The organism is Tardiphaga sp. 20_F10_N6_6 (assembly GCF_052076045.1).
Lineage (GTDB): Bacteria > Pseudomonadota > Alphaproteobacteria > Rhizobiales > Xanthobacteraceae > Tardiphaga > Tardiphaga robiniae.
The window spans coordinates 2,019,224-2,042,317 of record NZ_CP197239.1; the positions used below are offsets into that span (position 1 = coordinate 2,019,224).

The following is a 23,094-nucleotide window of genomic DNA, read 5'->3' on the forward strand; positions in this document are numbered from 1 at the left end:
TTACCAACAAACCGTCGGGTCCCGATAACGACGACATGCCGATGACCAAGAGCCCGCCTCGCAGCCAGGCTCTTGGTCAGATCACGGCTCGATGCAGATTGACAGCGATCAGCCATGGATCAGCTTGAACAGATCAGAAATGATAGTTCACACCGACGGTGATCGTTTGGAATTTCTGGGTGCGATCCGGCAAGTCATCCTTTTTGAGGTCCCTGTAGAGATCGGTGTAAAGATATTCGACCTTGGCCGACCAGTTCTGCCGAAAAGCCCATTCAACGCCGCCGCCCGCGGTCCAGCCAATGCGCATCTTGTCGATCCCGGAGTCCTTCACCTCTCCGAAAGCCATGCCGCCGGTGCCGTAGACGAGCAGATGTGAATCCATGAACGTGACGCCCGCACGACCGCGGCCCGTCCCGTAGAATGGCAAACTCACTTCGTTGATGCCATTGCGGCTCGTCTTGAGACCCGAAGCCATGAAGTCGTTTTCGATGCCGACCACGAACCGCGACGAGACCTGATAATTGTAGCCGACCTGAAGGCCGCCAACGATGCCATCGGCCTTGCTGCCGTTCGTTCCCAGATAGCTGTTGAAAGCGTCAGTACCGCTGAAACCGCCGCCTACGCTGGCACCGGCATAGAAGCCGGTCCACGAAAAGGCTGGTGGCAGCGCCGGCGCATAAACCGGATCGGCCTTGCGATACGGCAGATCCGCCGCATGCACGGCGCCCGCAGCAATGGTAACCGCCAAGACCAAAGCAGAAGTCGTCTTCCAGTTGTTTATCGAATTTTCGAGGGTCATGGACCCGGTCTCCCCACATTGCTGATCACCCAAGCTCGAAAATGACCGCCGGCCATTAATCAAACTACATCGTACTATTAATCTCTGCCGTCTGAGACTGCAAGCCGAAATGCAAGGCATCGGATGATCGAAGCTCAATTCGGTCGGAGGTCGCGTCGTCAGCCCTGCCTGGCGCCGAAGCCGTCCGATGCATCGTGATGGATGACATTCCGCAGCGGACGAGACGTCGCTTCCCGATCACCGCGCACCCACGCGCGACGGAAGGCTGACGCCGACGGCACGGCCACGCCGAAGCTCGGCACGCTGTCGGCATTCGATATCGGGGATCTGGTCTAGAACGGTGCGCAGGACGCCGTGATGGCGAGGGACCGATGACAGGCTCGGCGATTGATGTGCCTAGCCGAAATTCTGCAGCGCGGGAAACGTCTCAAGCAGCCAGATGCTGGCATTCGACACGGCGCCGGTGAGAAACGCGATACCGGTGATCACCATCAACACGCCCATGGCGCGCTCGACATGGACGAGATGCTTCTTCATGCGCGCGAACATGCTGGAGAATTGCTCGACCATGAAAGCCGCGATCAGGAACGGGATGCCGAGGCCGAGGGAATAAACCGCGAGCAATCCCGCGCCCTTGGTCACCGTTGCTTCTGCCGCCGCCACCGACAGGATCGCCGCAAGAATAGGTCCGATGCACGGTGTCCAGCCAAACGCGAAAGCCAGACCCATCACATAGGCGCCCCACAGGCCGACCGGCCTGGGCATGCTCAGACGTCCCTCGCGCATCAGCAGCCCGATGCGCGTGAGCCCGAGAAAATGCAGGCCCATCAGGATGATCAGGATGCCGGCAACGATTGATAGCTCCGCCGCATAGGAGCGGACCACGCTGCCGACCAGGCTGGCGCTGGCGCCGAGCGCCACGAACACCGTGGAGAAGCCCAGCACAAACATGCCAGCCGAGATCATCACCGCGCGCCTGGAGGCCGCTTCCTGCTCGTCATTGGCGACGTGCTCGATGGTCGCGCCCGTGAGATAGATGAGATAGGGCGGCACCAGCGGCAGCACGCAGGGCGACAGGAATGAGACAATGCCGGCAATCAATGCGGCAGGGATCGTGACATCGGAGATCATGCGGCTAGATGCACCGCTGACATGACGGGATGCAAGCGGGATGGATCAAATGCCCGCCACTTCCGGCTGTTGTGATCACGCGTGATCGGTTGACCGGGCAGCCTTGCTGCGGTCTGGTCGGGCCAAGAGGGAACCGCCATGAAGAACCTGCTCACCGATATCGCCGGCGTTCGCGTCGGCCACGCGGACGACGCCCAACTGGCCTCCGGCGTCACCGCCATCCTGTTCGACCAACCGGCCGTGGCCTCCGTGGACATCCGCGGCGGCGGACCGGGCACGCGCGAAAGCGCCCTGCTCGATCCTGTGAACACCGTGGATGCCATCCACGGCCTCGCGCTGGCCGGCGGCTCGGCCTTCGGGCTCGAAGCCGGCGGCGGCGTGCAGGCCTGGCTCGCCGAACAAGGCCGCGGCTACCAGATCGGCAATGCCGTCATCCCCATCGTGCCGGGCGCGATCTTGTTCGACCTGCTCAATGGCGGCGACAAGAACTGGGGCCGCTTCCCGCCCTATCGCGATCTCGGCTATGCCGCCGCAGCGGCGGCCAGCGATGGCTTCAAGCTCGGCAGCGTCGGCGCAGGGCTCGGCGCCACGACAGTCAACTACAAGGGCGGCCTCGGCTCGGCCTCCGCCGTCACGCCATCGGGCGTGCGCGTCGCCGCACTCGCGGCAGTCAATGCGGTCGGCAGCGTCACGATCGGCGATGGTCCACACTTCTGGGCGGCGCCATTCGAAGTCGGCAACGAGTTCGGCGGACACGGCATGCCGAACAAGTTGAAACCCGAGGTGCTGGCGATGCGTATCAAGGGCGGACCGGCGGCAACCGCGATCGAGAACACGACGCTTGCCGTCGTTATTACCGATGCGATCCTGACCAAGGCGCAGGCCCGGCGTCTCGCCATGATGGCGCAGACCGGATTTGCGCGCGCAATCTATCCGGTGCATGCGCCGCTCGATGGCGACATCGTGTTTGCGGCCGCGACGGGCGAGAAGCCGATCGATCCACTGGTCGGACTCACTGAACTCGGCATGATCGCGGGTAATGTGATCGCCCGCTCCATCGCGCGCGGCGTGTATGAAGCGACAGCACTGCCGTTTCCGGGCGCGCTTCCAGCGTTTCGCGACCGGAACTAGGTCATCGTTCCGCAACCAATCGCTCCGGTAATCGTTTCTACTCAGGAGACATTCGGAGGATTGCGATGCCGTCGACTGCGATTCGATATGTCACTTATGATCCGGTGAGCCGCGAACTACGCATCACCTTCACGAGCGGCCGCCGGTATGCTTATGCGCAGGTGCCGCCGGAAGTTCACGCGGCCTTCAGCAGCGCGGCGTCACGCGGCGCGTTCTTCAATCACCGTATTCGTGATCGCTTCGCCTATCGCGAACTGCCGCGTTCGGGATCAGAGCGCAGATCAGGCGCTGATCGCCAGCGTCGACTTCGCGTTTGAGATCTGCTGCGCCTGACGCGCGATCATCTTTTCGATCGCGTTATAGGACGAGCTTGCGGTTGATGACGTGGACGACGCCGGGACGGCTGTGGTCGAACTCACCGTCGATCCGTCCGCATATGCGATAGACGTCGTGGTGCTGCCATCAGCATTCACCGTGGTCGTTGTGGTCGAACCAGCAGTGTCAGAGCCACTACCAGATCCACCGCCCATACCGCCGCCGCCAGCGTGATGTGCCTTGCCGCCATTCAGCGCCGGGCTCAGTTCATCGATATTGACCGAGCCGTCACCGTTCTTGTCGAGTTCGGCGAATACCTTGTCGGCATTGGCGGTGTTGGTGCCGCCGGCGCCAAGTTTCTTCTCGAACTCCGCCTTGCTGATGCCGCCACTGCCGTCGCTGTCGAGCATCCCCATCAGTCTTTTCAGCGAGTCGGCTCGTTTCGCCGAAGAGGCCGCCGTCGCGGGCTGGCTCTGGGCATCGAGCAGCGTGCTCATGGTGCCCGGGGCCAGCTTGTAGGAACTGTTCGTGCTGCTGGTGGCGGAGGTTGCCGTCGACGACGTGGCGCTCGCCGCCGTCGACGTGCTGGCGACATCGAACGGGCTGGCGGTCTTCTGGGTGACACCGGTCGTGGTGGCCGCGGCCTTCGACTTCGACCTGGTGAGTGCCTGCAGCGCATCGATCGCGGTGGTGGCAGCAGCAAGGGCTGGCAGCATCGTCAAATTCCTGATCATGCCGCAGCGTGCGGCGTGAATTCCCTGGGGAATACGGAGCAAGCCCCATGCCAGCGAAAAAAGTTCGATAAAACAACGGGCTTGGTCGCGCGGGCCGCGCGCGTTTCCCGGCAAATCGTGCCCTTGCGGCAGAATGTGCCGGGACTATCCTGCTGCAGCGCGTCGATGGCGCGGCCGTGGCTGGCGCGTTGCCCGTCCCCCGGCCCCATGTTACGCGAGGCGGTCCATTCGCCGCCGCCCAAAAATGTTCAGGAAACCCCAGGAAAACCCGATGTCCCAGAGCTTCACGCCCCGCCCGCTGGTGATCGCCCCGTCCATCCTGGCGGCTGATTTCGCGAGGCTTGGCGAAGAGGTCCGCGCCGTGGATACCGCCGGCGCCGACTGGATGCATCTCGACGTGATGGACGGCCATTTCGTGCCGAACATTTCCTACGGCCCCGACGTCATCAAGGCGATGCGCCCGCACACGACAAAGATCTTCGACGCGCATCTGATGATCGCACCATGCGATCCCTATCTCGAAGCCTTCGCCAAGGCCGGCTGCGATCACATCACCGTCCATGCCGAGGCGGGCCCGCATCTGCATCGCACGCTGCAGGCGATCCGCAATCTCGGCAAGAAGGCCGGCGTCTCGCTCAATCCCGGCACGCCGCTCTCGGCCATCGAATATGTGATCGATCTCGTCGACCTCGTGCTGGTGATGTCGGTCAATCCCGGCTTCGGCGGTCAGGCCTTCATTCCGTCCGCGCTCGGCAAGATCTCGGACCTGCGCGCGATGACCGCGGGCCGTCCGATCGACATCGAAGTTGACGGTGGCGTGTCCGCTGCAGTCGCCGGGCAACTCGCCGCAGCAGGGGCCAATGCCTTCGTCGCCGGCTCGGCCGTGTTCAAGGGCGGCACGGTGGAAAGCTACAAGGCCAATATCGACGGCATCCGCGCGGCGGCCGCGAATGCGCGCGGGGAGATGGTGTAGTCGCTTCTCCCGATTCACATATCAAACAGCCACGCTCTCGCATTCTCGCGGCGCTTGCGCGTCCGAGGTGTGAGCAGTCCCCCTCAAACGATGAGGGGTGGCAGCGCGCCGTGAGGCGCAAGGGGTGGTTTCTGTCGCGATCCGCTCCACCGGAACGCCGGCAAGCTGCAACCGCGCAACGCCTCACGGCGCGCCACACCGCAGACAAGTTTACGCAGTCTGCGACTGCTATGGGCGATTTCTGTCCCCGGGACCGTTCTTCCGGGCAAAGGCGCAGAGCTCCGCACTCCGCTGATCCCGACGGTTTCCCGCCGTTCACCAATGCCACGTCCAGCCAGCATGAGTGGCAGACCCCCGTAGTGGGGCCGGACGGTGACCCAAGGCCTCCCGAGTGCGTGAGGGAACGTCTCCCTCCCGCCCGCAGGCGCCGCATCCCTGTTCCACCTCAAGACGCCTCTAGAAGCGCCCCTCGCGAACCGGACAATTCGGATAATAATCCCTCAAGGAATATTGTCAACACCTGCGAAGACCAATAGGCGCATGAACTTTGCTCCGCGTCGCGCGACCAACCGGGATGACACAGCATTCAATCGCCGGCTTTCGCCGCCTCCTGCTCGTTCCCCTGCTGTCGCTCGCCTTGCTCGGCACAGCGCAGGCCGGCGACGCTGCCGCGCGCAAAGTGATCGGCTTCTCGCCGGACGGCGCGCATTTCGCCTTCGAGCAGTATACGCAGCTCTATGATGCGACCGAGATCGTCGCCGAGATCCAGGTGATCGACACGCGCACCGACGACTTTGCGAAGGGTACGCCCTTCTCCCTTCGCACCAAAGACGATGACGAGCGCGAGGTGGACGCCGTGCGCGCCGAGCTGATGGCCAGGGCCAAGCCGCTGCTGGGCAAGCTTGGTATCACCGAGCCCGGCACGCGCTTCGCCGGCCAACCATCGATGGATCTGGACGAAATCGGCATCTATCAGATGGACCCGAAGCCGCTCGCCACCACGCAGGTCATCACTTTGCCCGACGGCCGCAAGTTGCTTCTGACGATCTCCGATCAAGCACTCGGCAAGGCATCATGCTACGGCGCCGGCGGCCGCGGCACCTTTGGCAGCGTCATCGTCACCGGCATGACACTACAACTGAGCATCGACGGCGCCGCACCGGTCACCCTGCAGCAGGACAAGCAATTGCCGAAGCGACGCCGCTGCGTCACCGCCTACGGGATCGCCGAGGCCTATCATCACCAGGCCAAGGACGGCACGCAGACGCTGGCGGTGCTGGTGGAGACCGTGGACGCTGATGGCTTTCACGCTGGACCGAACAGAAGGTTCACGGCAGTCACGGCGCGGCTGGCGAAGCTGTAATTATAGCAAACACAGATCGCGGATTGGCCCCAGGCGTAGTCCGTGGGAGGCTGCAAAACCTTGGCGGATTGCGCTGCGCTAATTCGCCCATGAGCCTATTATTCTCAGAGCTATCCGATGGCGGATTCACGAGTGGATAGCCGTTGCGCAAGGAGCCTTGATATCGTTCGTAACGCCACCTAAAATTGAGCTGCCCCGACATGCAGGGCCTTTTTGTTTGTGGGGCGCCATGATCGATAGCTTTGTCAAAGTAGTTGATGTCTTGTCAAAGCTCGCGGGAGCGCTTGCTTGGCCGATGGTTTTCATTGTTTGCGTTTGGTGGTTCAAAGATGCCCTGCGCGAATTCATTGCCAATATGTCAGAGGGCTCGTTCAAATTATTCGGCTTTGAAGGAGTGGCTAAGCGAAAAGCTATCGAGGCTACGGCTACTGCCGAAGTTGAAAAGCGACGCCTCGACCCTCCGACCACAAGCATAAACTTAGCGCTTGACTCAATCGGCAAATCACACGAGCTCGGTCAGTGGTTGGCTCATATTTCTTTAGGCGATGTTGCCGGCAAGCGGATTCTTTGGGTGGACGACAGGCCGGAAAACAACATCCACGAAACCGACGCCTTTCGAGCGCTTGGCATTGAAATCGACTTTGCTTTGAACACCGAAGACGCGATACGATTGTTGAAGAGCAAGAACTTCGACGCCGTCATATCGGACATGGCAAGGCAAGAGGATACGCGTGCCGGTTATTCTCTGTTGTCAACCGTACGGGAGCTGAGGCCGACGATGCCATTCATCCTGTATAGTAGCTCAAATACTTCGGAAGAACGGCGGGCAATCATTTCTCAGGGAGCGTACGGTTCAACAACAGCTCCATCGGAGCTTGTCCGGATGGCAATCTCAGCGATGCGCGAAAATCCGCAGCGCTCTTGGAGCCGACATGCCCAAGCGATCCGCAATTTGAAAGCGCACCGAAACAGATCGTAGCGCAAGGACGCCAATCGGTGCCCTACGGTAAATCTGGAATCTCGATATGGCAAAATCTTCTGGATTTCGGGTTCGCACATCAGGCGGCATCACGGGATGACAGCGGAGGTCCCGTTGCAGCGGAATAACGACAACTCTGGCCTCCCCCGCCCCGATCTGCTAAAGCGCGGCGTAACCCCCAACAGTCAGAGACGTCGATGATCCCTCGCTATACCCGTCCGGAAATGGCCTCCATCTGGGAGCCGCAGACCCGCTTCAAGATCTGGTTCGAGATCGAGGCGCATGCCGCCGATGCGCTGGCGGAACTGGGCACCATTCCGAAGGATGCGGCGAAGACGATCTGGGCCAAGGCCAAGGACGCGACCTTCAATGTGGAGCGCATCGACGAGATCGAGCGCGAGACCAAGCATGACGTCATCGCCTTCCTGACCCATCTCGCCGAAATCGTCGGCCCCGAGGCGCGCTTCGTGCATCAGGGCATGACGTCATCGGATGTGCTCGACACCTGCCTCAACGTGCAGCTCACGCGCTGCGCCGATATCCTGATCGCCGATATCGACCGTCTGCTCGCCGCGCTGAAGACCCGCGCCTTCGAGCACAAGATGACGCCGACCATCGGCCGCTCGCATGGCATCCATGCCGAGCCGGTCACCTTCGGTCTCAAGCTCGCTTATGCCTATGCCGAATTCACCCGCAACCGCGTGCGCCTCGTCGCCGCGCGCAAGGAAGTCGCCACCTGCGCCATCTCCGGCGCCGTCGGCACCTTCGCGCAGATCGATCCGCGCGTCGAAGAACATGTCGCGAAAGCAATGGGCCTCGTGCCGGAGCCGATCTCGACCCAGGTGATCCCGCGCGATCGCCACGCGATGTTCTTCGCCACGCTGGGCGTCATCGCCTCGTCGATGGAGCGCCTTGCGGTTGAAATCCGCCACATGCAGCGCACCGAAGTGCTGGAAGCCGAGGAGTTTTTCTCCGAGGGCCAGAAGGGCTCGTCGGCGATGCCGCACAAGCGCAACCCGGTGCTGACCGAGAACATCACCGGCCTCGCCCGCATGGTGCGCGCCTATGTGACGCCGGCGCTGGAAAACGTGGTGCTGTGGCACGAGCGCGATATCTCGCACTCCTCCGCCGAGCGCATGTTCGGCCCCGACGCCACGGTGACGCTCGACTTCGCGCTCAACCGCATGGCCGGCGTGATCGAGAAGTTGCTGGTCTATCCCGCCAACATGCAGAAGAATCTCGACCGTCTCGGCGGCCTCGTGCATTCGCAGCGCGTGCTGATCGCGCTCACGCAGAAGGGCGCGTCGCGCGAGGACAGCTACAAGCTCGTGCAGCGCAACGCCATGCCGGTCTGGCGCGGCGAAGGCGACTTCCAGACGCTGCTGAAGAACGATCCGGAGGTGAAAAAATATCTCACCGACGACGAGATTTCCGAGAAGTTCGACCTCGGCTATCACCTCAAGCACGTGGACACGATCTTCAAGCGCGTGTTCGGTACCTCATCCTGAGGAGCGACGTCTTCGTCGCGTCTCGAAGGATGAGCGCCACACGCCATGGTTCGAGACGGCGCCGAAGCGGCGCCTCCTCACCATGAGGACGGAGTCCACTGGCTACATCGTCGCCGTATGCCTGCGGCGCGGTCATCACTTCAGCAAGACGCCCAGCCTGAGCATTCGCCTGCTCGCGGGTCTCGGCGTCGAAGGCGACGGCCATATGGGCGCATTGGTGAAGCACCGCTACGACCGCCGCCGCGATCCCGCCAGGCCGAACCTGCGCCAGGTGCATCTGATCCCGTCCGAGCTGTTCGAGGAATTGCGCGCCAAGGGTTTCACGATCCAGCCCGGCGATCTCGGCGAGAATGTCACCACGTCGGGGATCGACCTCGCAGCGCTGCCGACCGGCACGCGGCTACATCTCGGCGCGAGTGCCGTGATCGAACTCACCGGGCTGCGCGAGCCCTGTGTACTGATGGATCGCTTTCAGCAGGGATTGAAGGCCGCGACGCAGGATCGCGATGCGGATGGCAATGTCATCTGCAAGGCCGGTGTGATGGCGGTTGTCGTTGCCGACGGCGAAGTAGCAGCGGGCGATGCGATTGAGACTGTATTGCCGGAAGGTGGGCAACGGCCATTAGAGCCGGTGTAGCCAACCGCGAGCGCGGTAAGCTCCCTCTCCCCGCATCTTGCGCGGGGAGAGGGGTGGGGTGAGGGGCATGGCATTGGCCTCTCCCACGCGGTTCGTTCGCGGCTCGAAGATTCCGCTTCGAAAGAGAACGATGTGGGGCTGGCCGCGTGCCATGCCCCTCACCCGCCGCGAAGTCGCGGCGACCTCTCCCCGCGCAGAGCGGGGAGAGGTTAAGAAGGAGCCCAGCCCTTCCCGAAAAAGCCCGAATGCCCCTGTCTTGATTGCCAGACCCGCAGCAACCCCGCAGTAACCATCCTCCCCTAGGCTCTCATGATGCCGACGCGTCCCACCATCCTTGTGTTCGACTCCGGTCTCGGCGGCCTCACCGTCCAGCGCGAGATCGCCAAGGCGCGTCCTGATGCCCGCTATGTCTATGTGGCCGATGACGCGTTCTTTCCCTACGGCCAGCACACCGAGGAGGCGCTGATCGGCCGCGTGGTGCCGCTGATGGGCGAGCTGATCGCTGCGCACCGGCCCGACCTCGTGGTGATCGCCTGCAACACGGCCTCGACACTGGTGCTCAGCCATCTGCGCGCCGCCTATGCCGTGCCCTTTGTCGGCACCGTGCCGGCGATCAAGCCGGCCTGCGCGCGCTCGGTCAGCAAGCGCGTCTCGGTGCTCGGCACGTCAGGCACCGTGAAGCGCGAATATACCCAGACACTGATCCGCGAATTCGGCGGCGGCTGCATCGTCACGCTGGTCGGCTCCGCCGAACTCGCCGCACTGGCGGAAGGCGCACTCGGCGGCCAGGGCATCGACGACGCCGATCTGTTTCGCGAGATCGCGCCCTGCTTCGTGCAGGACGCCGCCGGTGCCCGCACCGACACCATCGTGCTCGCTTGTACGCATTACCCGCTGTTGCTCGACCACCTCAATCGCATCGCGCCCTGGCCGGTAGCATGGATCGATCCGGCCCCGGCAATCGCCCGCCGCGTGGTCGGCCTGATCGGCGATCATCCGCCCGGCGTGCCACCCGGCGATGCCGTGCTGCTCTACACTTCCGGCAAGCGCCACGCCTGGCCGGAAGCACTGGCGCCGTTCTTCGGCGGACAGGTCGCGGCATAGCGAGCGCTCGACTTTCCCTTGCGCGCTGCTAGCTTTGCGGCGCGCCGTTCCGAAAAGAGAACGGCAAAGGGAGACCAGCATGCTCGATACGAATTTTCTGAAGAATGGCCTTCTCAAGACACTGCTCGTTGGCGCGGCGATCACGGCCTGCGCCGGTGCTGCCAGTGCACAAGGCATCAAGCGCACGCCGCTGCAGGACGTCAAATATCCCGCCGGCCATCGCATCGTGACGGTCGTGGCTGAGCTCGGCCCGAACCAGCTCGCCGGCCGCCATACCCATCCGGGTGTCGATACCGGTTACGTCCTCGATGGCGACGCGACGCTGATCGTCGAGGGCCAGCCGGACCAGGTGCTCAAGGCCGGCGATTCCTATGCCGTCCCGGCCGGGATTCCGCATGACGTGAAGACCGGCGACAAGGGCCTGAAGATCATGGCAGTCTATGTCGTGGAAGACGGCAAGCCAGTGGCGACGCCCGCGCCGAAATAACAGGATCCCATTTGACGATGACGACCCCCGCGCCATTTCACGACCTCAAGCAGAAATGGCGCGAGGGCCGCCCCACTTTCGGAGCCATCGCGACCATCCCGTCGATCCAGACCGTGCGCATCATGGCGCAGTCGCTCGACTGGATCATCGTCGATCTCGAACACGGCCCGATCGATCTCAACACGGCGCATGGCATGATCATGGCCACCGCGGGCACGCCCTGCACGCCATTGGTGCGGATCGCCGCCAATGAGCCGTGGCTCGCCAAGGCGCCGATGGATTTCGGCGCGATGGGCATCAACTTCCCGATGATCAACAGCGCCGACGATGCCTATAAGGCCGCGCGCAGCCTGCGCTATCCGACCCAGGGCGAGCGGCTGTGGGGACCGTTCCATGCGCCGTTCCGGTGGAACACCGGCATGCCCGACTATATGGCGCGCGCCGACGACAGCATGATCTGCATGATCACCATCGAGCATATCGATGCGGTGAACCGGATCGGCGAGATCATGGCCACCCCGGGCATCGACATCGCGGTGATCGGCGTCGGCGACCTCGCCACATCCATCGGCAAACGCGGCCAGCCGGGCGATCCCGAGGTGCAGGCGCTGGTGGCAAAGGCCGAAGCGGGAATCCTCAAGTCAGGCGTGCCGCTGGGCGGCGCAGCGCTGAACGCGGAGATGGGCAACGCCATGATCGAGCGCGGCTATGTGGCCCTGGCGCTGGGATTCGACTGGTCACTGTTCCAGCGCGGAATCGCCGCCGGATTCGAGGGCATCAGGCGGTAAAACTGCCCTTTCGAGGTCGATTTTGCGCAAAAAACCGGCCGGATTGGCGCTATAAGCCCGCCAAACGGCGAAAAGCCTGTCTTTCAATTGACATAACCGGGCCTTCCCCCTAGAAACCGCCTTGCTCGCGGGCCGTTTTCGGCCCGCGAAGCGTTTCGCACCCGTGGTTCTCCACCCAGCTTTGGGAATGAACCTGTCGGTGCCGAGATTTTCCAGACTCTGGACTGATCACGGTACACAGGAGGGCGCGTCTCCTCACATCCACCAAAAGAGCCATCGCTTCGCGATGGCTGACAAAACCGAGGACGCGATGACAAAGCGTAGTGAAGCTAAATACAAAATCGACCGCCGTATGGGCCAGAACATTTGGGGTCGTCCCAAGTCTCCGGTCAACAAGCGTGAATACGGCCCCGGCCAGCACGGCCAGCGCCGCAAGGGCAAGCTCTCCGACTTCGGCACGCAGCTGCGCGCCAAGCAGAAGCTGAAGGGCTATTACGCCAACATCTCCGAGCGCCAGTTCCACTCCATCTATGTGGAAGCCGGCCGTCTCAAGGGCGACACCGGTGAGAACCTGATCGGCCTGCTCGAGCGCCGCCTCGACACCGTCGTGTATCGCGCCAAGTTCGTCGCCACCATGTTTGCGGCCCGTCAGTTCATCAACCACGGCCACATCAAGGTGAACGGCAAGCGCGTCAACATCGCGAGCTATCTCGTGAAGGTTGGCGACGTCATCGAGATCAAGGAATCCTCCAAGCAGCTCGCTTTCGTTCTGGAAGCCAGCCAGCTCGGCGAACGCGACACCCCGGATTACGTCGAAACCGACCACAGCAAGATGACCGCCAAGTTCATCCGCATTCCGCAGCTGTCGGACGTTCCCTTCGCCGTGCAGATGGAACCGCATCTGATCGTCGAATTCTATTCGCGCTAATTTCTGACAGCGCAGACGAGATCAAGGCCCCGGATTTTCCGGGGCCTTTTTTGTTTGGCCTCTTTCCCATCAGCCGTCATTGCGAGGTCAAGGAAAGTTGCATGCAACTTTCCCCTTAGCGTAGCGACGAAGCAATCCAGCCTTCGCTCGTTCACTCTGGATTGCTTCGCTCAGCAAAATCGCAAGACGATTTTGCGGGCTCGCAATGACGGGGTAGCTTGTGGTGTGTAACAACGTGGAATTCCCAATGCCCTTCACCCCTGCTCGCCCCGATCCATCACAGCCGCCGGTTCGCATCAATCTGCTGTCGGACACACAGACGAAGCCCACGCCCGCGATGCGCGCGGCGATGGCTGCGGCAGATGTCGGCGATGAGCAGGTCGGCGACGATCCCACCGTCAACGCGCTCTGCGACCGCGTCGCCGAACTGCTCGGCAAGGAAGCCGCCGTGTTCATGCCATCGGGTACCATGTGCAATGTCGCCGGCCTGCTGGCGCATTGCCGGCCCGGCGACGAAATCCTCGCGCATCGCACCGCGCATATCCTCTCGCGCGAGGGCGGCACCCATGCCGCGCTTGGCGGCTTCCAGATTACCGGGCTCGACGGCGCCGACGGCAAATTCACACCCGACGCACTGCGCGCCGCATTGCATCCGCGCACGCGCTACGAGGCAGCGCAGACCGTGGTCAGCGTCGAACAGACTGCCAATATCGGCGGCGGCACCATCTGGTCGAAATCCGATCTCGAAGCGATCGTCACCATCGCGCGTGACCGCGGCCTTGCCACCCATATGGATGGCGCGCGACTGATGAATGCCTGCGTCGCCACCGGTATCGGTGCGAGCAGGATGTCCGATGGCTGGGACTCGGTGTGGATCGATTTCAGTAAGGGGCTCGGCGCGCCGATCGGAGCCGTGCTCGCCGGCACGCGCGACTACATTGATGCAGTGTGGCGCTGGAAGCAGGGATTGGGCGGCTCGATGCGCCAGGCCGGCATCGTTGCCGCCGCCTGCATCCACGCGCTGGACCATCACGTCGAGCGCCTCGCCGACGATCACGCCAATGCGCACGCGCTGGCGCACGGACTGGCCCAGATCGACGGGATCGCCGTGCAGCAGCCGGAGACCAATCTCGTCTTCTTCGATCCCGCGGGCGCAGGCATCAGCGGTGCTGCTATGGTGAAAGCGCTGCGCACGAAAGGCGTATCGCTCGCCACCATGGACGGCCGCATCCGCGCCTGCACGCATCTGGATGTCAGCGCTGACATGATCGAGGAAACGCTGGGATTGATCAGGGACGTGGTGCGAGCGGTTTAGCCTTATCCCGACGGCCCTCATGGTGAGGAGGCGCCGCTTGGCGCCGTCTCGAACCATGAGATGTTTGGCCCATCCTTCGAGACGCGCGCAAGAACGCGCTCCTCAGGATGAAGACTGAGTATGTGGAACAGGCACCACGATGACCTGCCCTGCCGCTTACTCCAGCGCCTCGGCGATGATCTTCCGCACGTCGATTTCCATCCGCACCCGCTGCGACGGTGCCTGCGTCATCACCAGCACGAACATGTCGTTCTTCGGATCGACCCAGAAGAACGTGCCGCCAACACCGTCCCAGCGATACTCACCGATCGGGCCGGGCTCGCTCGCGAGCTCCTTGGTGCGCACGGCGAATCCAAGGCCGAAGCCGCTACCGGCGCCCGGGAAATAATAATAGTCGCGCTTCACGCCGCTATCAGGCCCGACGTGATCGCGCGTCATCTCGGCCACTGTTTCCGGTTTGAGATAGCGCTTGCCATCAAGCGTGCCACCATTGAGCAGCATCTGCAGGAAGCGCGCGTAATCCGCCGCCGTACCGACCAGACCGGAGCCCCCCGCCTCCCATTGCATGACCTCCGCGGGATCATGCATGCCGACAACCGGGCCGACCATGCGATCTCCCGGGAACGGCTCGGCCACACGCGAGCGGCGTTCGCCATCGGTGACGTAGAACGAGGTGTCCCGCATCCCCAATGGACCGAACAGCCGTTCCTCCAGGAAATGATACAGCGACTGGCCGGACACCGCTTCGATGACGCGGCCGAGGATGTCGGTGGAATGGCCGTAGTCCCACAGCGTGCCGGGCTGCTCGGCGAGCGGAAGCTGCGCGATACGGTCTGCCCAGGAGGCATTGTCCCAGTCGCGGCCGAAGATATCGAGCTGCGCATAACGTTTCCGCGCGGGATCGTCGCCATAGAAACCGTAGGTGATGCCCGATGTGTGCTTGAGCAGATCAGCGATGGTGATCGGCCGCTGCAGCGGCACGAGGCCGAATGTGGCGTGTTCGTCGCCCCCGTTGGTGTCAACGCCCACCTTCGTCTTCGCGAAAGCCGGGATGTATTTCGCAACGGGATCGTCGAGGCGCAGCTTGCCATCCTCGACCAGCATCATGGCGGCTACCGAGGTGATCGGCTTCGACATCGAATACAGCCGGAAGATCGCATCCCTGGTCATCGGATGGCCGCTGTCGAGATTGCCGAACGTATCGAAATAAACGGGCTTGCCGTGTTGTTGCACCAACACCACCGCGCCGGGAATCTTTCGCTCCGCGACCATGCCCAGAAAGTAGCGATCGAGCGCCAGCAGTTTTTCGGCAGAAAATTCACGCGCAATGGATTGCGGTTTTTCGGCCCGGGCTGGCGGCGAAGGCACGATAACGGTGCCGACGCAGCAAAGCGTCAGCAGCAGGAGTACGGCGCGCCTATTTCTCCAGCGCTTCATAGACCAACAGCTTCAAAGACCTTTGAATGCGCTGTCGCTCCGACGGCGTCTGCTCGAGCAGGATGAAGAAGAAATCCTGTTTGGGATCGATGATGAAATAGCAACCGCTGGCGCCGTCCCATTTCAGTTCGCCGAGCGATCCCGGCGGCGGCGGCTTGGCATTGCCGGGATCGGTGCGTACCGCAAAGCCGAAGCCGAAGCCGAAGCCGTCACCGGGGAAATACAGATAGTCACGACCGACGCCGGAATCCTTGCCGATGTGATCGGTGGTCATATCCTTGAACGTCGCCGCGCTCATGAAGCGCTTGCCGTCATATTCGCCGCCGTTCAGCAGCATCTGCGCGAACTTGGTGTAATCCGCCAGTGTCGACACCATGCCGCCGCTGCCGGACTCCCATTTCTGGTATGTGTCGGGGCGCCCCTGTCGTCCGGTGCGGAAATCGCGGTCCCAGGCCATCGGCTTGGCGAGCATGACCTCCTTCGACTTCTCCTTCACGAAGAAGCCGGTGTCCTTCATCCCCAGCGGTCCGAGAAAAGCCTGCTCCTCATAACCGAGCAGCGACTTGCCGGTAACCACTTCAATCACGCGGCCGAGAATATCGGTGGAGTGGCCGTAGTCCCACATGGTGCCGGGCTGGTGTTCGAGCGGCAGTTGCGCGATGCGGTCGGCGAATTCCTTGTTGTCGAAATCGCCGCTGTAGATATCGGCATTGCCATAGGCGCGGCGCACCAGGCTCTCGCCATAGAAGCCGTAAGTGATGCCGGACGTGTGCAGCAGCAGGTCGCGGATCGTCACCGGGCGGTTGGGCGCCACGATGTCCAGCGCCTTCTCGCCATTCTCCAGCTTCTTCTCGACGCCGACCTTGGCCTTGGCGAAAGACGGAATGTATTGCGAGACGGGATCGTCGAGCTTCAACTTGCCCTGATCGATCAGCATCATCGCGGCGAAGGACGTGATTGGCTTCGACATGGAATGCAGCCGGAAGATCGTATCATCGGTCATCGGCTGCTTCGTGTCGGGATCGCGGACGCCGAAGAATTCCTTGTAGACCGGCTTGCCATGCTGCTGGATCAGCACGATGGCGCCGGGGATCTTGCCGTCGGCGATCTGCTTGCGGAAGAATTCGCCGATCTTGGCCAGCTTCTCCTGCGAGAATTTTGCACCGGCGGGAATGTCGAAGGTGCCTTCGGCGGCAAAGCGATCCTGGGCAAGGACGGGCGATCCGGCGAGCAACAGCGCTCCGCAGAGCAGCGCGCATAGTCTGTGCCGCAAATTCATCGCCGCTCCTTTTGCCTGATCAAAGGAGTGTAACGGCGGGGCGTTCTCAGACAAGGGGAAGTGCGCGTGCGAGCGCGAGGCGATGCAGATCCGCAGATGGCTCGGAAAAGCAGCAGAAGGTGACGGCCGTGACTACCGGCGCATCCTTCAACGCCTCGATGACCGAGCCCACGGCGATGGGAGCCGCACGCGCCGCGGGAAAACCATAGACACCGGTGGAGATGGCCGGAAACGCAACGGAGGTCAGGCCATGCGCCTGGCACAACATCAGCGCCTGCCGGTAGCAGGACGCCAGCGCCTCATCCTCGCCGCTCCGGCCACCATGCCAGACGGGACCGACCGCATGGATCACATGCGTGGCCGGTAATTTATAACCTTCGGTGATTTTGGCGTCGCCTGTCTCGCAACCCTTGAGGGTGCGGCATTCAGCGAGCAAGTCGGGGCCGGCAGCCCGATGGATGGCGCCGTCCACGCCGCCGCCTCCGAGAAGCGACGCATTGGCCGCGTTGATGATGGCGTCAACGCGGAGAGTCGTGATGTCGGCCACGACGACGTCGAGCGTCGCCGTGCCGATTTGTCGACTTGAAATCAGGCCGAGGCCGGGGCGGCAATCACGCCCTTCTCGGCCAGCAGGCTCTGCAACTCGCCAGCCTGGAACATCTCACGGATGATGTCGCAGCCGCCGACGAATTCGCCCTTCACATAGAGCTGCGGAATGGTCGGCCAGTTCGAATAGGTCTTGATGCCGTCGCGCAGATCGGCGGATTCGAGAACGTTGAGGCCCTTATAGCCGACACCCACGTGATCGAGGATCTGGACCACCTGGCCCGAGAAACCGCACTGCGGAAATTGCGGCGTGCCCTTCATGAACAGCACCACGTCGTTGGTCTTCACTTCGTTCTCGATGAATTGCTCAATGCTCATGTCACGTCCCTGTTCAAGGTCCAGATTCAAGGTCTGGAGTTGGCGGCCCAGCCATCGGGCGCTCGCCCGGTCAGACTTGTCATATATGTAGCCGAATCCGTTCCGCACCCCAAGTCTTATGGACGTGATCAAGAGCCTGAAATCACAGGCATTGGGGCTTATTGCCGGCCCGCCACGGTCACTTTTCCGCAGTTTTTGCCAAGTCCGGTCCGGCCAAAGATCATATGACGACAGGCCTTTTATAACCCATCGGATGACCTATTTAGGACAGGCTGCTCGGGAACCCATCACCAAGAGCAACGTTCTCTCCAAAATCGGAGACTTTCGTGACGAATCCAGCTTTCGCCAAGAGTTCAGGCATGAGTTCAGGCACCGCGTCCCCCGCCTCCGAATCCGCCCCCGCAGGCGCACTGGCCCAAAGACTGGGCGACGCCTTCCTGACGGTCCGCAACGAAACCGAACGCCGCGCCGCCCCGCTCTCCCCGGAAGACCAGTTGGTGCAGTCGATGCCCGACGCCAGCCCGGCGAAGTGGCACCGCGCCCATGTGACCTGGTTCTGGGAGCAATTCCTGCTCGGCGATCACGCCCCCGGCTACAAGGTCTACCACCCCGACTACGCCTATCTGTTCAATTCCTATTATGTCTCCGCTGGTCCCCGCCACGCCCGCGCGCAGCGCGGCCATCTCACCCGGCCCGGCGCCGACGAAGTCACCGCCTATCGCAAACACGTCGATGCGGCCGTCATCAAATTCTTCAACGAGACGTCGGACGACAAGCTGACCTCGCTGATCCCCCTCCTCGAAGTCGGCTTCAATCACGAGCAGCAGCATCAGGAGCTGATGCTCACCGACATCCTGCATGCCTTCGCACAGAACCCGATCCCGCCGGCCTACGATGCCAACTGGCGCTTCCCGACCTCAACCACATCGGGCGAAGCATGGACCACGCTCACCGAGGGCATCCACACCATCGGCCATCAGAGCGAGAGCTTCCATTTCGACAACGAGAAGCCCGCGCATCGCGCGCTTGTCGGCCCGGTGAAGCTCGCACGCAATCTCGTCACCAACCGCGAATGGCTCGCTTTCATGGAAGCCGGCGGTTACGAGGAAGCGACGCTGTGGCTGATGGATGGCTTTGCCGCCGCCGCCCGCGAGGAATGGCAGGCGCCCGGCCACTGGCGCAAGGTCAATGGCGAATGGCAGATCATGACCCTCGCCGGGCTGAAGCCGATCGATCTCGACGCGCCGGTGTGCCACGTCAGCTATTACGAATGTGACGCCTTTGCGCGCTGGAGCGGCAAGCATCTGCCCACCGAAATGGAATGGGAAGTCGCCGCGCGCGCCGGTCAGCTCAATGATGCCTTCGGCATCGTCTGGCAATGGACACGGTCATCCTACTCGGCCTATCCGGGCTACCGCGCCATCGAAGGCGCGCTCGGCGAATACAACGGCAAGTTCATGATCAATCAGCTGGTGCTGCGCGGCTCGTCGCTGGCAACACCGGACGATCACAGCCGCGTCACCTACCGCAATTTCTTCTATCCCCATCATCGCTGGCAATTCACGGGCCTGCGGCTGGCCGATTACGGCAACTGACTTCCTGACATCACGGCGCTTCGAAAGCGTTGAGGAGACTGACATGAACGTTCATGCCCCGTTGGCACTGTCGCTGCTGAATGCCTCGGCCTCCGCATTTGCCGCGGATGTCGCCGAAGCGCTGTCGCAGCATCCGAAAAAGCTGTCGCCGAAATACTTCTATGACGAAGCCGGCTCGGAGCTGTTCGAACAGATCACCAAACTGCCGGAATATTACCCGACCCGCACCGAGCTCGGCATCCTCCGCTCGCGTGGCAAGGACATCAACGCGATCATTCCGAAGAATGCCGCTTTGATCGAATTCGGCGCCGGCGCCACCACCAAGGTTCGGCTGCTGCTGGATGAATGCGACGTCGGCGCCTATGCGCCGGTCGATATCTCAGGCGACTTCCTGCAGGCGCAGGCAGCCGAGCTGCGCAAGGATTTCCCGGGCCTGAAGGTGCTGCCGGTGAATGCCGACTTCACCGCACCGTTCGACCTTCCCGCCGATATCCGGATGATGCCGAAGGTCGGCTTCTTCCCGGGCTCGACCCTCGGCAATTTCGAGCCGCACGAGGCCTGCGGCTTTCTGCGCTCGGCCCGCGCCATTCTCGGCAAGGACGCCTTGATGCTGATCGGCATCGATCTGGAGAAAGACGAGAAGTTGCTGCACGCGGCCTATAACGACGCGGCCGGCGTCACCGGCAAGTTCAACATGAATGTGCTGGTCCGCATCAACCGCGAACTCGGCGGCGATTTCGATCTCTCCGCCTTCACCCATCGCGCGATCTACAATAAGGAACGCCACCGCATCGAGATGCACCTGATCGCCAGGAAGCCGCAGACCGTGCATGTGCTCGGTCGCAGCTTCGCATTCCGTGCTGGCGAGAGCATCCACACCGAGAGCAGCTACAAATACAGCATCGAGCGTTTTGCGACGCTGGCCCGCGGTTCGGGCTGGGAGCCGAAGGCGTCATGGACCGACGCGGACAAGCATTTCTCGGTGCATGCGCTGATGGCGGTGGAGTAGCCTTCTTAACCTCTCCCCGTCCTTTACGGGGAGAGGTCGGATCGCCCTTGCGATCCGGGTGAGGGGCCGGGCACACAATTCCAACGAAGGCATATTCTCGGGTCGGGTCGGCTCTAATCCGCTGTTTGGCCATCTGCACGTAACGCCTGGTCGAGCAGCATCAGCACGCCGTCGATATTGGACAAGACGTCGTTATTCCAGAAACGCACCACGCCATAGCCTTCCGCCCGCAGATACGTGTCGCGAATTTCATCTCGTTTGGATTCTAGGTGTTGGCCGCCGTCGACCTCGATCACGAGGCGCTGTTCCCGACAAACGAAGTCGCAGATATAGGGGCCTATCGCTTCCTGCCGGGCAAATTTAAAACCGCCGACTTGCCGGTTGCGTATGCGATGCCAGAGCTTGGTCTCGGCATCGGTCTGGTTAGCGCGAAGTTTTCGCGAGATCTGAGTGCTACGAACACGACCTCGCATCGCCCCTCACCCGTCTTCGCTGCGCGAAGCCACCCTCTCCCCGCAAGAGCGGGGCGAGGGAAAACTACGCCTCCGGCACGCCCGTCTGCAGCGCCAGCGCGTGCAGGACGCCGCCCATCTGGCCTTTCAGCGACTGATAGACGATCTGGTGCTGGGCGACGCGGGATTTGCCGCGGAAGGATTCCGAAATCACGGTTGCCGCGTAATGGTCGCCGTCACCGGCCAGATCACGGATCGTCACCTGCGCGTCGGGAATCGCGGCCTTGATCATGGTCTCGATATCGCGGGCGTCCATCGGCATTAATCGGGTCTCCAGAAAGGTTCGAATCGCGGCCAGTCGGTGCCGCCTCGGATTGCGAGCCTATCGCGGCTGCCGCATGACGTCACGGCTTTCTAACGATAATCCCTCGCATGCCCCTTTTAAAGGCCGGAGGGATCGCACATCTGAAGAAGTGAAATATGACCGTCACAAGGGTTTAACCATGAAGCTTCCCGGCCCGGACCACCCGATCACCATTGCGCCCGCCGGCAAACACATCCGTGTTTCTGCCGGGGACGTCGTGATCGCCGACACGACCAACGCCCTGAGCCTCAAGGAGGCCAGCTACCCCGCAGTGCTGTATATCCCCCGCGCGGACGCCAATATGGACGCGGTAGCGCGCACCGACCGTGTGACGCATTGCCCGTACAAGGGCGACGCGAATTATTACAGCATCAAGACCGGCGAGAAGGTTCTCGACAACGCGATCTGGACCTATGAGACGCCGTTTCCGGCGATGGCCGAGATCAAGGATTATCTGGCATTTTATCCAGACAAGGTGAAAATCGAGGAAGTGCCTGCGTGATCCTCGGCTGATTGCCGAAGCGGCTTTCGACATTTATCATGACGGCGCGCATCACTGATGCGCCCGGCGACGCCTGTTGCGCGCGGAAGCGAGGGGGCTCGCCGTTCACATGTCAGACCGTAACGCTGCGCTGGATCGCGCCCGCACCTTCGTCACGCTGCTCGTGCTGGCGAACCACGCCGCAGTCGCTTACACCGCCTTCGGGCGCTATTACCCGAACCACTATCTGTGGTCGACCGCGCCGATCGTCGACAGCCAACGCTGGATCGGCTTCAATATTCTGACGCTGTTCAACGACACCTTCTTCATGTGTCTGATGTTCATGCTGTCGGGCCTGTTCGTGTGGCCGAGCCTGAAGCGCAAGGGCATCGCCGACTTCCTGCGCGACCGCGCGCTGCGCCTCGGCCTGCCCTTCCTGGCGATGATCTTCGTGCTGATGCCAATCGCCTATTACGCGTCGTTCAGCCTGTCGACGCACAAGACCGGCTTTGTCGAATTCTACGTCAACAATTTCAAACAAGGCCAATGGTTCGCCGGCCCCGGCTGGTTCATCTGGTATCTGTTGTTTCTTGATCTCGTCGCGATCCCGGTTTTCCTGCTCGCGCCGCGACTGGTGGACGGCATCAACCGGCTGTCGATCCGTGCCTTCGAACGACCGTGGTTGTTCGCCGCCGTGCTCGCCGTCATCGCGGTGATCTCCTATGTCCCATTCCTGTTTACGGTCGGCGCTGTCCGCTGGTTCAGCTGGGGCCCGCTGCAGGTGCAGTTCAGCCGCATGGCGATCTATGGCGTGTTCTTCTTCGCCGGCATGGGCATTGGCGCCGCCAATATCGACCAGGGCCTGCTGGCCCGCACCGGCGCGCTGGCACGGCAATGGCTGTGGTGGACCATCGCCGCCGCCGCCTCCTTTGGCTCGCTCGCTTTTCTCGTCAATTTTCGCCGCATGAAGCTCGCCAATCTCACCGGCGCGCCGCCTTTCTGGTGGCAGTCGAGCTACGGCGTGATCTACGCGGTCGCCTGCACGCTGATCTGCCTCGCGGTGCTGGCGCTGTTCCTGCGCTTCGGCCAACGCGAGAAGAGCATCTTCGATCCGCTGCGCGGCGATGCCTATGGCATCTTCGTGCTGCACTACATCCCGATGCTGTGGCTGCAATATGCGCTGCTGAACGCTCCGCTTGGCGCCGGATCGAAAGCACTGATCGCCTTCGCGGGTACGCTGGCGGCGAGCTGGGCAGCGACAAGGGCGCTGCGGGCGATCCCAGGCGTGAAGCGGGTGCTGTAGCTTCATCACACCGTCCTTTCCGCCTTCCAACATGAACGACGATCTGCAGGACACCAGC

The 23,094-nt window shown here is 62.3% G+C and carries 26 protein-coding genes; 17 read left to right on the plus strand and 9 right to left on the minus strand.

Annotated features, from left to right (window positions below; genetic code table 11):
* Positions 1-133: 133 nt before the first annotated feature.
* Entirely contained in the window at positions 134-799 is a 666-nt protein-coding gene (locus tag AB7813_RS09980) for an outer membrane protein (RefSeq protein ID WP_439064359.1), read from the minus strand.
* 201 nt (positions 800-1,000) lie between these two features.
* On the opposite strand from AB7813_RS09980, the gene AB7813_RS09985 reads away from it, so the two are divergent.
* Complete coding sequence (locus AB7813_RS09985) at positions 1,001-1,135, plus strand: hypothetical protein (RefSeq protein WP_439064360.1); 135 nt, start codon at positions 1,001-1,003, stop codon at positions 1,133-1,135.
* 60 nt (positions 1,136-1,195) lie between these two features.
* On the opposite strand, the gene AB7813_RS09990 is transcribed toward AB7813_RS09985, so the two are convergent.
* Positions 1,196-1,930 carry a cytochrome c biogenesis CcdA family protein gene (locus tag AB7813_RS09990; protein ID WP_176454598.1) on the minus strand — a complete coding sequence of 245 codons (735 nt, stop codon included), beginning with the start codon at positions 1,928-1,930 and terminating at the stop codon, positions 1,196-1,198.
* Positions 1,931-2,068: 138 nt separating this feature from the next.
* Between AB7813_RS09990 and AB7813_RS09995 the strand changes: the two genes are divergently transcribed.
* Both AB7813_RS09995 and AB7813_RS10000 read left to right on the plus strand, forming a co-directional pair.
* A complete protein-coding gene (locus AB7813_RS09995) occupies positions 2,069-3,061 on the plus strand; it encodes a P1 family peptidase (protein ID WP_439064361.1) in 993 nt (330 codons plus the stop codon).
* Positions 3,062-3,126: 65 nt separating this feature from the next.
* Positions 3,127-3,378 (plus strand): KTSC domain-containing protein, encoded by a 252-nt coding sequence (locus AB7813_RS10000; RefSeq protein ID WP_441228081.1) that lies wholly within the window; start codon positions 3,127-3,129, stop codon positions 3,376-3,378.
* On the opposite strand, the gene AB7813_RS10005 is transcribed toward AB7813_RS10000, so the two are convergent.
* On the minus strand, positions 3,343-4,092 hold the full coding sequence (locus tag AB7813_RS10005) for an EF-hand domain-containing protein (protein WP_439083169.1): 750 nt from the start codon (positions 4,090-4,092) through the stop codon (positions 3,343-3,345). The genes AB7813_RS10000 and AB7813_RS10005 overlap by 36 nt on opposite strands.
* Before the next feature lie 289 nt (positions 4,093-4,381).
* On the opposite strand from AB7813_RS10005, the gene rpe reads away from it, so the two are divergent.
* The 10 genes from rpe (at position 4,382) to AB7813_RS10055 (ending at position 14,192) form a co-directional block, all read left to right on the plus strand.
* Entirely contained in the window at positions 4,382-5,083 is a 702-nt protein-coding gene (rpe, locus tag AB7813_RS10010; protein WP_175365829.1) for a ribulose-phosphate 3-epimerase, read from the plus strand.
* 574 nt (positions 5,084-5,657) lie between these two features.
* On the plus strand, positions 5,658-6,446 hold the full coding sequence (locus tag AB7813_RS10015; protein WP_439064363.1) for a DUF2259 domain-containing protein: 789 nt from the start codon (positions 5,658-5,660) through the stop codon (positions 6,444-6,446).
* A gap of 229 nt (positions 6,447-6,675) precedes the next feature.
* Positions 6,676-7,425, plus strand: coding sequence for a response regulator (locus AB7813_RS10020; protein ID WP_439064364.1), 750 nt, complete (start codon positions 6,676-6,678; stop codon positions 7,423-7,425).
* A 197-nt stretch (positions 7,426-7,622) separates the two neighbouring features.
* Complete coding sequence (purB, locus tag AB7813_RS10025) at positions 7,623-8,933, plus strand: adenylosuccinate lyase (RefSeq protein ID WP_439064365.1); 1,311 nt, start codon at positions 7,623-7,625, stop codon at positions 8,931-8,933.
* A gap of 82 nt (positions 8,934-9,015) precedes the next feature.
* A complete protein-coding gene (locus tag AB7813_RS10030; RefSeq protein ID WP_439064366.1) occupies positions 9,016-9,570 on the plus strand; it encodes an MOSC domain-containing protein in 555 nt (184 codons plus the stop codon).
* Between the two features lie 312 nt (positions 9,571-9,882).
* Positions 9,883-10,674 (plus strand): glutamate racemase, encoded by a 792-nt coding sequence (murI, locus tag AB7813_RS10035; protein WP_439083167.1) that lies wholly within the window; start codon positions 9,883-9,885, stop codon positions 10,672-10,674.
* A 79-nt stretch (positions 10,675-10,753) separates the two neighbouring features.
* Complete coding sequence (locus tag AB7813_RS10040) at positions 10,754-11,161, plus strand: cupin domain-containing protein (protein ID WP_184518352.1); 408 nt, start codon at positions 10,754-10,756, stop codon at positions 11,159-11,161.
* Positions 11,162-11,178: 17 nt separating this feature from the next.
* A complete protein-coding gene (locus tag AB7813_RS10045) occupies positions 11,179-11,949 on the plus strand; it encodes an HpcH/HpaI aldolase family protein (RefSeq protein WP_439083165.1) in 771 nt (256 codons plus the stop codon).
* A gap of 310 nt (positions 11,950-12,259) precedes the next feature.
* Positions 12,260-12,877 carry a 30S ribosomal protein S4 gene (rpsD, locus tag AB7813_RS10050; RefSeq protein ID WP_089265666.1) on the plus strand — a complete coding sequence of 206 codons (618 nt, stop codon included), beginning with the start codon at positions 12,260-12,262 and terminating at the stop codon, positions 12,875-12,877.
* Between the two features lie 247 nt (positions 12,878-13,124).
* Entirely contained in the window at positions 13,125-14,192 is a 1,068-nt protein-coding gene (locus AB7813_RS10055) for a threonine aldolase family protein (RefSeq protein ID WP_439083163.1), read from the plus strand.
* A gap of 156 nt (positions 14,193-14,348) precedes the next feature.
* Here AB7813_RS10055 and AB7813_RS10060 read toward each other — a convergent pair whose 3' ends face one another.
* The 4 genes from AB7813_RS10060 to grxD are packed head-to-tail and all read right to left on the minus strand — an operon-like array spanning position 14,349 to position 17,832.
* The gene (locus tag AB7813_RS10060) at positions 14,349-15,629 is read right to left on the minus strand and encodes a serine hydrolase domain-containing protein (protein ID WP_439083161.1); all 1,281 of its coding nucleotides are present in this window, start codon (positions 15,627-15,629) and stop codon (positions 14,349-14,351) included.
* On the minus strand, positions 15,610-16,908 hold the full coding sequence (locus AB7813_RS10065; protein ID WP_439083159.1) for a serine hydrolase domain-containing protein: 1,299 nt from the start codon (positions 16,906-16,908) through the stop codon (positions 15,610-15,612). Before AB7813_RS10065 ends, AB7813_RS10060 begins: the two co-directional genes overlap by 20 nt.
* A gap of 46 nt (positions 16,909-16,954) precedes the next feature.
* Complete coding sequence (locus AB7813_RS10070; RefSeq protein ID WP_439084217.1) at positions 16,955-17,497, minus strand: O-acetyl-ADP-ribose deacetylase; 543 nt, start codon at positions 17,495-17,497, stop codon at positions 16,955-16,957.
* The gene (grxD, locus tag AB7813_RS10075) at positions 17,497-17,832 is read right to left on the minus strand and encodes a Grx4 family monothiol glutaredoxin (protein WP_068736311.1); all 336 of its coding nucleotides are present in this window, start codon (positions 17,830-17,832) and stop codon (positions 17,497-17,499) included. The genes AB7813_RS10070 and grxD overlap by 1 nt, the downstream gene beginning before the upstream one ends.
* Positions 17,833-18,191: 359 nt before the next feature.
* Here grxD and egtB point away from each other — a divergent pair, with 359 nt between their 5' ends.
* On the plus strand, positions 18,192-19,427 hold the full coding sequence (gene egtB, locus AB7813_RS10080) for an ergothioneine biosynthesis protein EgtB (protein ID WP_439064658.1): 1,236 nt from the start codon (positions 18,192-18,194) through the stop codon (positions 19,425-19,427).
* Between the two features lie 43 nt (positions 19,428-19,470).
* On the plus strand, positions 19,471-20,436 hold the full coding sequence (gene egtD, locus AB7813_RS10085) for an L-histidine N(alpha)-methyltransferase (RefSeq protein ID WP_439064373.1): 966 nt from the start codon (positions 19,471-19,473) through the stop codon (positions 20,434-20,436).
* Between the two features lie 113 nt (positions 20,437-20,549).
* Here egtD and AB7813_RS10090 read toward each other — a convergent pair whose 3' ends face one another.
* Both AB7813_RS10090 and AB7813_RS10095 read right to left on the minus strand, forming a co-directional pair.
* Positions 20,550-20,909 (minus strand): endonuclease domain-containing protein, encoded by a 360-nt coding sequence (locus AB7813_RS10090; protein WP_093756474.1) that lies wholly within the window; start codon positions 20,907-20,909, stop codon positions 20,550-20,552.
* 64 nt (positions 20,910-20,973) lie between these two features.
* Positions 20,974-21,210: a BolA family protein gene (locus AB7813_RS10095; protein ID WP_068735968.1), complete on the minus strand. Its 237-nt coding sequence runs from the start codon at positions 21,208-21,210 to the stop codon at positions 20,974-20,976.
* A gap of 181 nt (positions 21,211-21,391) precedes the next feature.
* On the opposite strand from AB7813_RS10095, the gene AB7813_RS10100 reads away from it, so the two are divergent.
* On the plus strand, positions 21,392-21,754 hold the full coding sequence (locus AB7813_RS10100) for a DUF427 domain-containing protein (RefSeq protein ID WP_089265668.1): 363 nt from the start codon (positions 21,392-21,394) through the stop codon (positions 21,752-21,754).
* A 109-nt stretch (positions 21,755-21,863) separates the two neighbouring features.
* A complete protein-coding gene (locus AB7813_RS10105; RefSeq protein ID WP_439064374.1) occupies positions 21,864-23,036 on the plus strand; it encodes an acyltransferase family protein in 1,173 nt (390 codons plus the stop codon).
* Positions 23,037-23,094 lie beyond the last annotated feature (58 nt).

What these genes read in the sequence shown, in the direction of transcription:
- AB7813_RS10030 (WP_439064366.1), top strand. Translation starts at nt 9,016, where the DNA reads ATGAGGACGGAGTCCACTGGCTACATCGTCGCCGTATGCCTGCGGCGC.
- AB7813_RS10100 (WP_089265668.1), top strand. Translation starts at nt 21,392, where the DNA reads ATGAAGCTTCCCGGCCCGGACCACCCGATCACCATTGCGCCCGCCGGC.
- AB7813_RS10040 (WP_184518352.1), top strand. Translation starts at nt 10,754, where the DNA reads ATGCTCGATACGAATTTTCTGAAGAATGGCCTTCTCAAGACACTGCTC.
- AB7813_RS10055 (WP_439083163.1), top strand. Translation starts at nt 13,125, where the DNA reads ATGCCCTTCACCCCTGCTCGCCCCGATCCATCACAGCCGCCGGTTCGC.
- rpe (WP_175365829.1), top strand. Translation starts at nt 4,382, where the DNA reads ATGTCCCAGAGCTTCACGCCCCGCCCGCTGGTGATCGCCCCGTCCATC.
- purB (WP_439064365.1), top strand. Translation starts at nt 7,623, where the DNA reads ATGATCCCTCGCTATACCCGTCCGGAAATGGCCTCCATCTGGGAGCCG.
- AB7813_RS10015 (WP_439064363.1), top strand. Translation starts at nt 5,658, where the DNA reads ATGACACAGCATTCAATCGCCGGCTTTCGCCGCCTCCTGCTCGTTCCC.
- AB7813_RS10060 (WP_439083161.1), bottom strand. Translation starts at nt 15,629, where the DNA reads ATGAAGCGCTGGAGAAATAGGCGCGCCGTACTCCTGCTGCTGACGCTT.
- AB7813_RS09980 (WP_439064359.1), bottom strand. Translation starts at nt 799, where the DNA reads ATGACCCTCGAAAATTCGATAAACAACTGGAAGACGACTTCTGCTTTG.
- AB7813_RS10000 (WP_441228081.1), top strand. Translation starts at nt 3,127, where the DNA reads ATGCCGTCGACTGCGATTCGATATGTCACTTATGATCCGGTGAGCCGC.
- AB7813_RS09990 (WP_176454598.1), bottom strand. Translation starts at nt 1,930, where the DNA reads ATGATCTCCGATGTCACGATCCCTGCCGCATTGATTGCCGGCATTGTC.
- AB7813_RS10065 (WP_439083159.1), bottom strand. Translation starts at nt 16,908, where the DNA reads ATGAATTTGCGGCACAGACTATGCGCGCTGCTCTGCGGAGCGCTGTTG.
- rpsD (WP_089265666.1), top strand. Translation starts at nt 12,260, where the DNA reads ATGACAAAGCGTAGTGAAGCTAAATACAAAATCGACCGCCGTATGGGC.
- AB7813_RS10105 (WP_439064374.1), top strand. Translation starts at nt 21,864, where the DNA reads ATGTCAGACCGTAACGCTGCGCTGGATCGCGCCCGCACCTTCGTCACG.
- AB7813_RS10045 (WP_439083165.1), top strand. Translation starts at nt 11,179, where the DNA reads ATGACGACCCCCGCGCCATTTCACGACCTCAAGCAGAAATGGCGCGAG.
- AB7813_RS10090 (WP_093756474.1), bottom strand. Translation starts at nt 20,909, where the DNA reads ATGCGAGGTCGTGTTCGTAGCACTCAGATCTCGCGAAAACTTCGCGCT.
- AB7813_RS10020 (WP_439064364.1), top strand. Translation starts at nt 6,676, where the DNA reads ATGATCGATAGCTTTGTCAAAGTAGTTGATGTCTTGTCAAAGCTCGCG.
- egtD (WP_439064373.1), top strand. Translation starts at nt 19,471, where the DNA reads ATGAACGTTCATGCCCCGTTGGCACTGTCGCTGCTGAATGCCTCGGCC.
- AB7813_RS10005 (WP_439083169.1), bottom strand. Translation starts at nt 4,092, where the DNA reads ATGCTGCCAGCCCTTGCTGCTGCCACCACCGCGATCGATGCGCTGCAG.
- egtB (WP_439064658.1), top strand. Translation starts at nt 18,192, where the DNA reads ATGAGTTCAGGCACCGCGTCCCCCGCCTCCGAATCCGCCCCCGCAGGC.
- AB7813_RS09985 (WP_439064360.1), top strand. Translation starts at nt 1,001, where the DNA reads ATGACATTCCGCAGCGGACGAGACGTCGCTTCCCGATCACCGCGCACC.
- AB7813_RS10095 (WP_068735968.1), bottom strand. Translation starts at nt 21,210, where the DNA reads ATGCCGATGGACGCCCGCGATATCGAGACCATGATCAAGGCCGCGATT.
- AB7813_RS09995 (WP_439064361.1), top strand. Translation starts at nt 2,069, where the DNA reads ATGAAGAACCTGCTCACCGATATCGCCGGCGTTCGCGTCGGCCACGCG.
- murI (WP_439083167.1), top strand. Translation starts at nt 9,883, where the DNA reads ATGCCGACGCGTCCCACCATCCTTGTGTTCGACTCCGGTCTCGGCGGC.
- grxD (WP_068736311.1), bottom strand. Translation starts at nt 17,832, where the DNA reads ATGAGCATTGAGCAATTCATCGAGAACGAAGTGAAGACCAACGACGTG.